This is a genomic window from Sphingobium sp. BYY-5 (genome assembly GCF_022758885.1).
Classification (GTDB): domain Bacteria; phylum Pseudomonadota; class Alphaproteobacteria; order Sphingomonadales; family Sphingomonadaceae; genus Sphingobium.
In genome coordinates this window covers 2,761,783-2,775,306 of the sequence record NZ_JALEBH010000001.1, presented here as the reverse complement: position 1 = coordinate 2,775,306, position 13,524 = coordinate 2,761,783, and the positions used below count along the sequence as shown (strand labels likewise).

Genomic DNA, 13,524 nt, shown 5'->3' with positions numbered 1-13,524 from the left:
CACTGCATGAGAACGGGTAGTTTAAACTTTATCGCATTCGACTGTTGATTTCCACTGAGAAGTGACCCGGGTAGGGCGTAAATTTCCACTGAGAATTGACCCATGTTGAACTCGTCCCTGGCTTTGACAAGCGAGGGTATATGGAGTGTTGGACATGGCGTTATTAAGCGTTATCCGGCGCTGGCATTTTCGCGATCATCTACCGATCCGGGAGATAGCGCGGCGCACCGGACTATCACGCAACACGATCCGCAAATATTTGCGGTCCGAGACGATCGATCCGCGGTTCAAGGTGCCCGATCGACCAAGCAAACTGGACCCATTTGCTGAGCATCTGGCGGCCTGGCTGCGGCGCGAGATGGGCCGATCGCGCAAGCAGAAGCGCACGATCAAGCAGTTTCACGCCGATCTGGTGAGCCTGGGCTATGAAGGATCCTACAACCGGGTTGCCGCTTTTGCTCGGGACTGGCGCGAAGATTATCGGCGCCAGCAACAGATTGGCGGGCGTGGGACATTCGTGCCCCTATCGTTCGCGCCGGGGGAAGCTTTTCAGTTTGATTGGAGCGAGGACTGGGCAATCATCGCCGGGGTTCGGACCAAGCTGCAGGTCGCGCATTTCAAGCTCAGTTACAGCCGGGCATTCATCGTGCGTGCCTACCTTCTGCAAACCCATGAGATGCTGTTCGACGCCCATAATCACGCCTTCCGCGTGCTGGGCGGCGTGCCGCGCCGGGGTATCTATGACAATATGCGCACTGCCGTCGACAAGGTCGGGCGTGGCAAGAAACGCACCGTCAACGCACGCTTCCTGACGATGGTCAGCCACTATCTGTTCGAAGCTGAGTTCTGTAACCCGGCTGCGGGATGGGAAAAGGGGCAGGTCGAGAAGAATGTCCAGGATGCGCGGCACCGTCTGTGGCAACCAACGCCGCAGGCCGAGAGCCTTGATGCGCTGAACCTGTGGCTGGAGGAGCGCTGCAAGGCGTTATGGGAGGACATCCCTCACGGGATCGAACCCGGATCGGTTGCCAATGCCTGGGCCGATGAATCTGAGTGTCTGATGGTTGCGGGCAGGCCCTTCGATGGTTTTGTGGAATATCGCAAACGGGTATCGCCGACCTGCCTCATCCACTTTGAGCGCAATCGCTACAGCGTACCGGCCTCTTTCGCCAATCGCACTGTCAGCCTGCGCGTCTATCCTGATCGCTTCCAGGTCGTCGCCGAGGGACAGCCAATCTGCACGCATCAGCGCATCATCAACCGCTCTCACGACGGTCCAGGTCATACGGTTTATGACTGGCGCCATTATCTGGCGGTCGTGCAGCGCAAGCCCGGCGCCCTGCGCAACGGTGCGCCCTTCCTTGAGCTACCCGATGCGTTCCAGCGTCTGCAGCGACATCTGTTGCGCAATCCTGGCGGCGACAGGGAAATGGTCGAAATACTGGCGCTGGTTCTTCATCATAATGAGCAACTGGTGTTGACGGCGGTCACCATGGCGCTGGAGGCTGGCGTTCCGACCAAGACCCATATCCTCAATCTGCTCTACAGGCTGGTCGACGGAAAACCGATCTCCACGCCGCCGGTGACGGCGCCCCAGGCGCTCAAGCTGGTCAGCGAGCCGATGGCCAATGTCGAACGCTATGATGATCTGCGCAAGGAGAAGCGTCATGCGTCATGACCCTGCCAGCGGCGCCATCGTCGTCATGCTCCGCAGCCTCAAGATGCATGGCATGGCGCAGGCCGTCACCGATCTCATGGAACAGGGATCTCCAGCCTTCGAAGCCGCCATTCCGATCCTCTCCCAGTTGCTCAAAGCCGAGACAGCAGAACGGGAGGTTCGATCTGTGGCCTATCAGCTTAAGATCGCGCGCTTCCCTGTCTATCGCGATCTGGCCGGCTTCGACTTTACCAGTAGCGAGGTCAATGAAGCTCTGGTGCGTCAGTTGCATCGCTGCGACTTCATCGACATCGCCGACAATATCGTGCTGGTCGGCGGTCCTGGCACCGGCAAGAGCCATGTGGCAACGGCGCTGGGCATCCAGGCCATCGAACATCATCGAAAGCGCGTCCGCTTCTTCTCGACGGTCGAACTGGTCAATGCGCTCGAGCAGGAAAAAGCACAGGGCAAGGCCGGTCAGATCGCCAATCGCCTCCTGCACTCTGATCTCGTTATCCTGGATGAGCTTGGATATCTGCCGTTCAGTGCTTCAGGGGGCGCGCTGCTCTTCCATCTGCTGAGCAAACTCTACGAGCGCACCAGCGTCATCATCACCACAAACCTCAGCTTCAGCGAATGGGCCACCGTGTTCGGCGACGCCAAAATGACCACGGCGCTTCTCGATCGGCTTACCCATCATTGCCACATCCTGGAGACCGGCAACGATAGCTTCCGCTTCAAAAACAGCTCTGCCAAGCAGATCAGAACCGAAAGGAGAAAACCACGGGTTGACCCGCCCATGACACCCGAAACATAATCCGCAGACGGGTCACTTCTCGATGGAAAACCCGGGTCACTTCTCAGTGGAAATCAACAATCCTCTCTCGTGCCGTCACCGGCGGTTCCTCATGGACCCGTAAACGTTTACGGTTAGTCGCGTGATGGGGCTGGATTGTCAAGGGGGCTTGCCATAACCGCCGCCTCCCGCAATCAGGGGACATGGATATCCGCACTCTTGCCAGCCATCTCGGCTTATCGATCGGCACGGTGTCGCGCGCGCTGAACGATCGCAAGGACGTCAGCCCGGCAACCCGCCAACGGGTTATCGAGGCCGCTGCAACGCTTGGCTACACGCCGAATCAGTCGGGGCGTACGCTCCGCAGCGGACGTACAGGCACGATCGGCTTCATGTTGACGCTCGAGCATGACAGCGCGATTCACGGCGACCCGTTCTTCATGGCTCTCCTGGAAGGCGTGCAAAGCGGTTTGAGCGCGCATGATCTCGATCTGATCGTGTTGCTCGCGCGCAAGGGCGAGGATGGGCTGACCTTTCTTCGTCGGCATGTTTCGCGCGGGACGGTCGACGGGTGGCTGCTGTCCGCCACCCAGTATGACGATCAGCGGATCGCCTTCCTGCTCGACCGGAACATCCCGTTCGTCGCGCTCGGGCGCACCTCGACCGCGCGGGACTATGCGTGGATCGATCTCGACTTCGAGCGTGTGGTTGAAGAAGCGATGGCGCTCCTCATTTCGGCAGGGCATCGCCGCATCGGATTGGTGGCACCACCCGCCACGATCAATAACAGCCATATCGTGGTGGAATGCTACCGCGCAGCGCTGAAAGCCGCGGGCATCGAGCCGAACCCCGCACTGATCCATAATGGAGCGACGGACGAGTCCGATGGGGAAGCAACCGTCCGCGAACTGATGACCCTGAAGGACAGGCCATCGGCCCTTCTGCTCATGGGCGAAACCGCGCCAGTAGGCGCTTATAGAGCACTACGTGATCTAGAATTGCAGCCGGGGTGCGACGTTGCGGTCATAGGACTACGCGACAATCCGGCATGTCGGGCATTATCGCCCGATCTAACCTGCTTCACTTTGGATTTGAACGAACTCGGCCTCGCCTTGGCGCAGGGAGTGCTGGCGACACTGGCCGGCGGAGGCGAAAATGCTCTGGAGCCGACCCAGAAACTTTGGTCGATGACGCTTCGGCTAGGGACAAGTCATCTTTCAGCTTGATCCACGGTTTGAATTGAAGATGGGCCGTTGCGGCTCGGCTGCGCCTCTCTCAGTTGCAATCGCCTCTTTGGGGCACGTCCCGGCCCTTCGCCGACGCACGAGCGAGCATATTCGTCAACGATCGGCCACTCTACAGGCGCCACCAACGCGCCATGCATGGAGCCTTGAATAAGGCCGCATTTTGTCTGAGTATAATCTCCAATTGCTTGCGAGGCTGCGGCTCTACGCTGGCCATAGGAGAGAAACTCGTGTCCGATTCTTGCCGTTGCACCGTGCCATCACGTCGGGATCTGCTTGCCAATGCAGGCGTCGTTGCAATGACGGCAAGTCTGAGCGCGATGCTGCCGGCATCCGCTGCGGCGGCCGAACCGACGGCAGATGTAAAGCCGGCGCGCCTTAAGCCCTTCGATATGGCGGATGTGACCCTGGCGGACGGGCCATTCCTGCACGCCCAGCGCATGACGGAAGCCTATCTGCTTCGGCTCCAGCCAGATCGGATGCTGCACAACTTCCGTGTCAATGCGGGTTTGAAACCGAAGGCGGCAGTCTATGGCGGTTGGGAGTCCGAGCCGTCCTGGGCCGAGATCAACTGCCATGGTCACACGCTGGGCCATTATCTGTCCGCCTGCGCGCTCGCCTATCGTTCCACCAGGGATAATCGCTTCAGGCAGCGGATCGACTATATCGCGAGCGAACTGGCGGTATGCCAGCAGGCGGCGGGATCGGGCCTCGTCTGCGCCTTCCCGGACGGGCCGGCGTTGATGGCGGCACATATTCGCGGGGACAAAATTACCGGCGTTCCCTGGTATACGTTGCACAAGGTCTATGCTGGCCTGCGCGATGGCGCGCTGCTGGCGGACAGCACGGCATCGCGCGAGGTGCTGATCCGGCTGGCGGACTGGGGAGTGGTCGCGACCAGGCCGCTTAGCGACGCGCAGTTCGAAACGATGCTAGCCACGGAACATGGTGGCATGAATGAAATCTACGCCGACATCTACGTCATGACCGGCAAGGAAGAGTATCGCACCCTGTCGCAGCGCTTTTCCCACAAGGCGGTGATGGAACCGCTGGTCAAGGACCGCGACCTGCTGGACGGGATGCACGCCAATACGAACGTGCCCAAGATCGTGGGTTTCCAGCGCGTCTATGAGGTGACGGGCGATGATCGTTATGCCCAGGCGGCGGCCTTCTTCTTCCGCACGGTGGCGCACACCCGTTCCTTTGCGACAGGCGGGCATGGTGACAATGAGCATTTTTTCGCCATGGCCGATTTCGACAAACATGTCTTTTCTGCCAAGGGGTCGGAAACCTGCTGCCAGCACAATATGCTGAAGCTGGCGCGGTTGCTGTTCATGCAGGACCCGCAGGCCGACTATGCCGACTATTATGAGCGCACGCTCTATAACGGCATTCTCGCTTCGCAGGACCCGGACAGTGGGATGGCCACCTATTTTCAAGGCGCGCAGCCGGGCTACATGAAGCTGTATCACACCCCAGAGGACAGTTTCTGGTGCTGCACGGGTACCGGTATGGAGAACCACGTCAAATATCGGGATTCCATCTATTTTCACGATGCCAAGTCGATCTATGTGAACCTGTTCGTGCCGTCGTCCGTTGCCTGGAAGGAGAAAGGGGCGGAACTGATCCAGCGCACGACCTTCCCCGATATGCCGACGACCAGCCTGCGATGGAGGCTGCGCGCGCCGACGGAGATCGCGCTGCAACTGCGGCACCCGCGCTGGAGCCGGACGGCGGTGGTGCTGGTGAACGATCATGAGGTCGCACGCTCCGTGACGCCCGGCAGCTATGTCCAGGTCTCGCGGATGTGGAAGGATGGCGACCATGTCGAATTGCACCTGAACATGGAACCGGCAGTGGAAAGCGCGCCGGCCGCGCCCGACATCGTCGCCTTCACCTACGGGCCGATCGTGCTGGCGGGCGCTTTGGGGCGGCTGGGGCTGGCCCCCGGCGCGGACATCATCATCAATGAACGCAAATATGGAGAATATAATAAGGGCGAGGTGGCAGTACCGACCATCACGGGCGATCCGAAACTTCTGGCACAGCAGATAAAACCGGGGACGGGACCACTGGAGTTCACCATCGCGGGCGCAGACGGCGCACCGGTGCGGCTAATCCCTTATTACCGCATCGCACATGAACGCTATGCGACCTATTGGCGGGTAAAGCCCATGACAGCCTAAGCTGCCCGCGGGTGAGGCGCTCTATGCATATCATTGGACTTCTTGCGGTCGTTCCATCGGTCAACTCATAAGCGACATGAAAATGAGGGCCCGATGTATCGGCACGTCGTCGACGTCGGAAGGCTGCTACGGCATTGCTGGGCCCAACAGTCGCGAAGCTGACGGTCCGCACCTGGAAAAATGAAAACTTGTGCCTCAACTGCCAACTAGCGTCGCTCGCTGCCGAGGCCCGTGCGCTCTATTATGAACATCCACACTCTACCGCGCGTGCTCGAAAGAGGCCGTTCGTTCCAGAGCGTGCTACTTCAACATCGAACTGTAGAGCTTCCGACAAGAATGTCATGAAAAGCTGGTCGCTATCAACGACACATGCGCCTCCAGCGGTGGCCACAACTCAAATGCCTTCGGCTCCCGCGTAAACCATACCGATCTCCAGTCTCTGCGCCTCTCTTCAGCCATAGCCAGCCGAGCGCTTTCTCGTCTCATTCCTCCCTCAAATCTCATATTCCGGCCGCCATTGCGGGCTGAGATAGGCCGGAGTCCCCTGTTCCAGATCGGGTTGGCGCTGGCGCATCTCGCCATAGAGACGCTTGACCATGCTACTGCCCGTGCGCATGAACAGTGCCGGAACGATCCCGTGGATCATGCAGGCCAGCCCCGATCGCACCATCAGGAAACCGAAGCGCATCGCCACCCCCATATGCTGGGGATAGCTTTCCCCCACCGTCCGCGGATGTTGCAGAAACAGTCGGTTGATCATCATCCATCGCCTCATCACGCCGGAACAACGTCTGTTATAAACCATCCTCGCTTGACCCGTCTCCATCCATCGGGAACATCCCGTCGCATGAGCGACACTCCTGCCCTCGGCCACCCCGTCTACCGGGACATGCCGACCACCATCTTCGAGCATATGTCCGCCCGCGCGCGCGCGACGGGCGCAATCAACCTGGGCCAGGGTTTTCCTGAAGGGCCGGGACCGCGCGACGTGCTGCAAGCGGCAGCCGACGCGCTGCTCACCCGGTCCAGCCAGTATCCGCCGATGCCGGGCCTGACCGAACTGCGCGCGGCCGTGGCTGACCATTATGCGCGGCACCAGGGGCTGGACCTGTCGCCGCAGGAGGTGATCGTCACTTCCGGCGCGACCGAGGCGATCGCGGCGAGCCTGCTGGCGCTGGTGAAGCCGGGCGATGAAGTGTTGATGCTCGCTCCGCTCTACGACGCCTATCTGCCGCTGGTGGAGCGCGCCGGCGGGGTGGCCAGGGTGGTGAAGCTGACCCCGCCCGACTGGCGTATCACCCGCGACGCGCTGGCGGCAGCAATCACGCCCCGCACTCGCTTCCTCCTGATGAACAATCCGGTGAACCCCACCGGCATTGTCCTGCGCGAGGAGGAGCTGGCGTTGCTGGCCGATCTCTGTGTCGCGCACGGCCTGATCGCCATCTGCGACGAAGTTTGGGAGCAACTGACCTATGACGGCATCATCCACCGCCCGCTGATGGCCTTTCCAGGGATGCGCGATCGAACGGTCAAGATCGGATCGGCGGGCAAGATCTTCGCCGTCACCGGCTGGAAGGTCGGTTGGATGTGCGCCGCGCCCGCCATCGCCACCCTGCTTGCCCGCGCACCAGTTCCTGACCTTCACCACCCCGCCCAATCTGCAATGGGCAGTGGCGGAAGGACTGGCCTATCCCGATAGCTGGTTCGACGCGCAGCGCGCCACCTGCCAGGCTTCGCGTGACAGGCTGGCGCGCGGCCTCACGGCGGCGGGCTATGTCGTACGGCCCAGCGGGGCGACCTGGTTCCTGTCGATCGACCTCCCCGCTTCGGGTATCGCGCTCGACGATGTGACCTTCTGCGAACGGATCATCGAGGAAGCGGGGGTGGCGGCGATCCCGATCTCAGCCTTCTATCCGGAGGCACCTGTCACGCATCTCGTCCGCCTCTGCTTTGCAAAGACGGACGAAACACTGGATCAGGCGATCGAGCGGCTCGCCGCCTTTCGCAAGGCGCTCGGCTGACGGAGGATCACCGCGCCCAGGATCAGCATCACGATCAGCAACACGCCCTGTGCCGCAAGGAAGGGCGGTTCGCTGCCGGTCGGGGCCAGGGCGTTGAGCGCCGGCACCTTGAGGAAGCCTTGTACCACCAGCACGAACAGGTTGAGCCACAGCGCCGCCGTCGCGCTCACCGCATAGACGCCCCGTGCCCATCCGCGCAGCCTGAAGCCGTAGAGCGCGACGAAGGCGACAACCAGCACCAGGGTCGACATGATCCCTACCCCGATCGCGGGCGTGAAACCGCGGAAGGGGAAAAGAAATCCCGTCAGGCTGGTAAGCAGGGTCGTGACGAGGAAGAGCGCCTGAATGCGGCGCAGGAAATGCCCCTTCGCCTGCGCAGACAGGGCGATGAGGCCGGTAACGATGCCGATCAGACTGATCGCAACATGCAGGGCGATGAAAGCGGGAATGGTAAGACCGAGGATCATAGGAAGTCTCCTTGGCAAAAGCGGTGCTTCCCCTCGCCCCGCACGGGCGGGAGCGAGAGGAAAAATCAGGCGATCACCGCATAACGGGCCGCCGCATCCTTATGCGACAGGTTGAGACGAAGCGCCGTGCGCGGGGAGGTTGGTGCCACGCCAAACGAATCGGTCAGCATAGACGGCGCCGATGCCGTCCGACGCGCCGGTAGGGAGGATGCTATCCTGTGCCATCGTCACTAACTCCTTGGGATAGCGGGCGGCAATGCTGCGCCGCCCGTGCGCCGTTCAATTCTGGATGAACTCAAGCAGGTCGGCATTGAACCGGTCCTGCTGAGTCTGCGTCAGCCCATGGTCTACGCCTTCATACACCTTCAGGACCGCGTGCGTAACGATCTTCATGGTGGAGAGGGCGGATGCACCGATCGGTACGATCTGGTCATCGTCGCCATGCAGGACGAGCGTGGGCACATCGACCCTGGCGAGATCAGCGTGGAAGTCGCTTTCCGAGAAGGCGCGGATCGAGTCGAGTTGCCCCTTGAGACCACCCATCATCCCCTGCCGCCAGAATTCCTCACGGATACCCTCCGAAATCACCGCCCCCTCACGGTTATAGCCGTAGAAGGGGATGCTCAGATCCTTGAAGAACTGGCTGCGATTGTCGAACGTGCCCTTGCGGATGCCGTCGAACACATCGATCGGCAGGCCGCCCGGATTCGCTTCGGTCTTCAGCATCAACGGCGGCACCGCGCCGATCAGCGCCAGCTTGGCGACCCGCGCCGTACCGTGCCGGCCGACATAACGGGTGACTTCGCCGCCACCGGTCGAATGGCCGACCAGGATCAGGTCGTGCAGGTCCAGCGCCTCGATCAGGTCCGACAGATCATCGGCATATTGATCCATATTATTATTGTCCCACACCTGATCCGACCGGCCATGGCTGCGGCGGTCATGGGCGATGGTGCGAAAACCCTGATTGGCGAAATAGACCATCTGCGCGTCCCAGGCGTCGGCGCTGAGTGGCCAGCCATGGGAGAAGAGGATCGGCTGGCCATCGCGCGGCCCCCAATCCTTGTAGAAGATGCGGGTGCCATCCTTGGTGGTGATAATATTGCTCATGATGAAATTCCCTTTCCCTCTCATGTCGAAGCCTGTGCTGAACGGCGTCGAAGGGGCATCCTTCACGCCCTGCGCTTGCAGATTTAGGGGAGATGGCGGATGCTGCATATTGGCGGCGCCGACATTAAGCGGGCCGATTCCGACAAAGGCGAAGCGGAATGGATGAAATGGGTCATCCCAGGGCAGAAGTCGGCATCCTCCTCTACCCCGGATGCCAGCAGGCGATGGTCCATGGCATGACCGACCTCATCGATATCGCCAGCCAGTTTTCGCGCCAGCATGGTGGCCCGGCGCTGCGCGTCAGCCATTGGCATGGGCAGCAGGCCGACGGCCGCTTCGCGCGCAGCCATGACACGCATGACGGGCTGCCCGGCGCGCCGGACATCTGGCTCGTCCCCGGCCGCCTGTCCGGTATCCCGGAAGCGGAGGAGGCCGCGCCCTATGCACGCTGGTTGCTGGACCGCCATGCCCAGGGCGCAACGCTCGCCTCCAATTGCGGCGGCGCCTTCCTGCTCGCGGCGACGGGATTGCTCGACGGCCGGCCGGCGACGACTCACTGGTCGTTCGCCGACCAGTTCCGCGCTCGCTTTCCCGATGTGAAGCTCGATTGCGACCGCATCGTCATTGACGATGGCGACATCCTGACTGCGGGCGGGTTGATGGCCTGGACGGACCTTGGCCTGCGCCTCGTCGACCGGCTGCTGGGGCCGACGGTGATGCTCGACACAGGCAAGTTCCTGCTGGTCGACCCGGCCGGACGGGAACAGAAACATTATGCCCGCTTCGCGCCGCGCATGACTCATGGCGACGAACCGATCCTGAGAGTCCAGCACTGGCTCGCCGCGCGGGAAGCCAACGCCGGCAGCGTCGGACAGATGGCGGCGCAGGCCGGGCTGGAGGAACGTACCTTCCAGCGCCGCTTCAAGGGCGCAACGGGCATGACCCCGATCGAATATGTCCAGCATCTGCGCGTCGCGAAGGCGCGCGAACATCTGGAATTCACCAAGCGCACCGTCGACCAGATCGCATGGAGCGTCGGCTATGAAGACGCTGCCGCTTTCCGCAAACTGTTCCATCGCCTGATCGGCCTGTCACCGGGCGACTATCGCACCCGCTTCGCCGTCCCGCGCGCCAATGCGGCATGACATTGGCGTGAGAAGGGTTGCAGGGCGGAACGGAGACAGCTAAGTTCCTGTTTCGTTCCGATGCGCTCGCATCAATAAAATGACCGTTCGGGCTGAGCCTGTCGAAGCCCTCCGTTGAGCGAAGCGAAGTGACCTCCCTATCGGTCGGTCCAGCCCTTCGCCTTTGCTTCGGGTGAACGGGAAGAAATCGTGTGAAAGGGTTTTTGGTGGACAGCTTGGCCGCAATATTGATCTTGGTGGCGCTGCTGATCGGCCTCGCAATAGGCTGGCTGCTCAAGGGCAATTCGCTTGCGCCGCTGGCGACCGAGAAGGCGGACCTTGCTGTGAAACTCGACACTACCGCCGCCCAGCGCAACGGCGCCATCGCCGAACTGGCGGTGGAGAAGGAGCGTGTGGCGCAGGCGGCAGCCCATATCGCCCGCCTCGAATCGGCTCAGGTCGCATCGGACGAGCGCCTCGGCGTGGTGCAGACCGAACGCGAAGGCGCGCTGCGCGAACTGGCCGCGCTCCAGTCCGACATCCAAGCGCGCACCCAGGCCTTCCAGCAGCAGATCGCTGCGCTCAAGGACGCGAAGGAACAACTCTCCGCCCAGTTCAGCGAGATCGGTGGCAAGCTGCTCGATCAGGCGCAGACCCAGTTCCTGACCCGCGCCGACCAGCGTTTTGCCCAGGCGAGCGAAAAGAGCGAGGCGCAATTGAAGACCCTGCTCAATCCAGTCGAAACCACGCTGAAACGCTATGAGGAAGGGCTCGCACGGGTCGAGAAGGACCGCGTGGGCAGCTATGCCGAACTGCGCGAGGCGATCTCGCAGGTGCAGCTTGGCCAGGGCCAGGTACGCGACGAGACGGCCAAGCTGGTCAACGCCCTGCGTGCCGCGCCCAAGACCCGCGGTCGCTGGGGCGAGCAGCAGTTCAAGAATCTGATCGAAACCGCCGGCCTTTCTCCCTTCGTCGATTTTCAGGAAGAAGTGTCCGTCGCGGTGGAGGAAGGTCGTCTGCGTCCCGACTTCATCATACGCCTGCCGGGCGACCAGCAGCTGGTGGTCGACGTCAAATGCTCGCTGGAAGCCTATCTGAACGCCGTCGATCAGGTCGATCCGGCCACCCGTGATCGTTACATGAGCGATCATGCCCGCGCCGTGCGCACCCATGCCGACGCGCTGGGGCGCAAGGCTTATTGGGAGCAGTTCGCCAAGGCGCCCGACTTTGTCATCATGTATGTGCCGGGCGATAATTTCGTCACCGCTGCTTTAGAAGCCGACATGGAATTGTGGGAACGCGCGGCCAAGAACCGCGTCATCATCTGTGGCCCGGCCACCTTCCTGCCCCTCGCCCGCACGCTGGCCGGTCATTGGCGCCAGGCCAAGATGCAGGAGCAGGCACAGCAGGTCGGCCAGCTCGGCAAGGAAATGTACGAGCGGCTGTCCGTCGCTGCGACGCATTTGAAGCGCCTCGGCTCCGGCCTCAATAGCGCAGTCGCCAATTACAACAGCTTCATCGGCAGCTTCGAAACCCGCGTCCTCTCCACCGGCCGCAAATTCCGTGACCTGGACATCGAAACCGGCGGCAAGGAGATCGAGACGGTCGAACCGCTGGACGTGCTGGCGAGGGACGCACAGACGGACGAGGCAAGGGCGCTGCCGGCCGCGGAGTGAGGGAAATCCGATCTTTCCGATCATCTACTGATAGCCATAGCCCGTTCGCAAATTTCAAAATTCACGGGAAATGCGCGACGTCAAACGCGCCTTTCCCCATTTTCCGGCGCCCCGCTCCCGCCCGCCTGCCCTCCCACATATGTCCATTGCCGCCCCGTCCCTGCGCTGGCATGGCGGTACCATGACACGCATCGGCCTGCTCGGCGGTTCCTTCAATCCTGCGCATGGGGGGCATCGCGCCATTTCCCTCTTCGCGCACGAGGCACTGGGCCTGGACGAAGTCTGGTGGCTGGTGTCGCCCGGCAACCCGTTGAAGCCCGCCAAGGGCATGGCGCCGCTCCCGTCGCGCGTCGCCCAGGCGCAGCGGACCGCCCGCCGCGCCCCGATTCGCGCCACCGCGATCGAGCGACAATTGCGGACCCGCTACACCGTCGATACCCTCCGCGCGCTTGTCCGCCGCTATCCGCGTCATCGCTTCATCTGGCTGATGGGGGCGGATAATCTGGCGCAATTCGCCCAGTGGAAGGACTGGCGCGGCATTGCGCGGCAGATGCCCATTGCCGTGATCGCCCGTCCCGGTTATGATGACGATGCCCGTGGCTCTGTGGCCATGGGCTGGCTGCGGCGCTTCGTCCGGCCCGCGCGCCAGAGTGCAGATTGGACGAATTGGAGACCACCGGCGCTCGTGCTATTGCGCTTTCGCCCTGATCCAAGATCGGCGACCCTGCTGCGGCAGGCGGACCCCCTCTGGCATCGCGAATATGAAGCAACGTGTGTGCGCGATCCGCTCACGCGCCGGTTGATCGTCTAGATTGGAGTATGTTTGACTAACCTCGCCCCTGCCAACGATACGGCGCCCAGCGCCGATTCCGTGGCCGCCCTGCACGCCCTTGTCATGCAGTCGCTCGACGACGACCAGGCTCAGGAAACCATCTCCATCCCCTTGGAAGGCAAGAGCAGCATCGCCGATCACATGGTGATCGCGAGCGGTCGCTCGACGCGCCAGGTCGCGGCGATGGCCCAGCATCTGGCCGAGAGGATCAAGAAGGAAACGGGCCGCTCCGCGCGGGTCGAGGGCCTTCCGGTCGCCGATTGGGTGCTGATCGATGCCGGCGACGTGATCGTCCACCTGTTCCGGCCGGAAGTGCGCAGCTTCTACAATCTGGAACGGATGTGGGGCTTCGTCGACGCGCCGGTCGCGGGCAACGCCTGACGCGCTGCCCTTCGACAGGCGCGCAATGAG

General features: G+C 62.0%; 11 protein-coding genes and 1 pseudogene. 9 read left to right on the top strand and 3 right to left on the bottom strand.

Annotated features, from left to right (window positions below):
• Window positions 1–154 precede the first annotated feature (154 nt).
• The 4 genes from istA to MOK15_RS13305 all read left to right on the top strand — a co-directional run bounded on the left by istA (window position 155) and on the right by MOK15_RS13305 (window position 5,883).
• The gene (istA, locus tag MOK15_RS13320) at window positions 155–1,678 is read left to right on the top strand and encodes an IS21 family transposase (RefSeq protein ID WP_242930107.1); all 1,524 of its coding nucleotides are present in this window, start codon (window positions 155–157) and stop codon (window positions 1,676–1,678) included.
• A complete protein-coding gene (gene istB, locus MOK15_RS13315; protein ID WP_242930106.1) occupies window positions 1,668–2,474 on the top strand; it encodes an IS21-like element helper ATPase IstB in 807 nt (268 codons plus the stop codon). The genes istA and istB overlap by 11 nt, the downstream gene beginning before the upstream one ends.
• Before the next feature lie 182 nt (window positions 2,475–2,656).
• Window positions 2,657–3,679: a substrate-binding domain-containing protein gene (locus tag MOK15_RS13310; protein ID WP_242932053.1), complete on the top strand. Its 1,023-nt coding sequence runs from the start codon at window positions 2,657–2,659 to the stop codon at window positions 3,677–3,679.
• Between the two features lie 317 nt (window positions 3,680–3,996).
• Complete coding sequence (locus tag MOK15_RS13305; RefSeq protein ID WP_242932052.1) at window positions 3,997–5,883, top strand: beta-L-arabinofuranosidase domain-containing protein; 1,887 nt, start codon at window positions 3,997–3,999, stop codon at window positions 5,881–5,883.
• Between the two features lie 493 nt (window positions 5,884–6,376).
• Here the strand turns inward: MOK15_RS13305 and MOK15_RS13300 are convergent, their stop codons facing one another.
• A complete protein-coding gene (locus MOK15_RS13300; RefSeq protein ID WP_242932753.1) occupies window positions 6,377–6,643 on the bottom strand; it encodes a DUF6356 family protein in 267 nt (88 codons plus the stop codon).
• A gap of 87 nt (window positions 6,644–6,730) precedes the next feature.
• Here MOK15_RS13300 and MOK15_RS13295 point away from each other — a divergent pair.
• Window positions 6,731–7,904, top strand: a pseudogene (locus MOK15_RS13295) (aminotransferase).
• Here MOK15_RS13295 and MOK15_RS13290 read toward each other — a convergent pair.
• Entirely contained in the window at window positions 7,859–8,371 is a 513-nt protein-coding gene (locus tag MOK15_RS13290; RefSeq protein ID WP_242932051.1) for a hypothetical protein, read from the bottom strand. The pseudogene MOK15_RS13295 and the gene MOK15_RS13290 overlap by 46 nt on opposite strands.
• A 279-nt stretch (window positions 8,372–8,650) precedes the next feature.
• A complete protein-coding gene (locus MOK15_RS13285; protein WP_242932050.1) occupies window positions 8,651–9,481 on the bottom strand; it encodes an alpha/beta hydrolase in 831 nt (276 codons plus the stop codon).
• A 158-nt stretch (window positions 9,482–9,639) separates the two neighbouring features.
• On the opposite strand from MOK15_RS13285, the gene MOK15_RS13280 reads away from it, so the two are divergent.
• The 4 genes from MOK15_RS13280 (at window position 9,640) to rsfS (ending at window position 13,494) form a co-directional block, all read left to right on the top strand.
• Window positions 9,640–10,626: a GlxA family transcriptional regulator gene (locus MOK15_RS13280; RefSeq protein WP_242932049.1), complete on the top strand. Its 987-nt coding sequence runs from the start codon at window positions 9,640–9,642 to the stop codon at window positions 10,624–10,626.
• Between the two features lie 206 nt (window positions 10,627–10,832).
• On the top strand, window positions 10,833–12,281 hold the full coding sequence (rmuC, locus tag MOK15_RS13275) for a DNA recombination protein RmuC (RefSeq protein ID WP_242932048.1): 1,449 nt from the start codon (window positions 10,833–10,835) through the stop codon (window positions 12,279–12,281).
• Window positions 12,282–12,462: 181 nt separating this feature from the next.
• On the top strand, window positions 12,463–13,092 hold the full coding sequence (locus MOK15_RS13270; RefSeq protein ID WP_242932047.1) for a nicotinate-nucleotide adenylyltransferase: 630 nt from the start codon (window positions 12,463–12,465) through the stop codon (window positions 13,090–13,092).
• Between the two features lie 12 nt (window positions 13,093–13,104).
• The gene (gene rsfS / locus MOK15_RS13265) at window positions 13,105–13,494 is read left to right on the top strand and encodes a ribosome silencing factor (RefSeq protein WP_242932046.1); all 390 of its coding nucleotides are present in this window, start codon (window positions 13,105–13,107) and stop codon (window positions 13,492–13,494) included.
• Window positions 13,495–13,524: the final 30 nt, after the last annotated feature.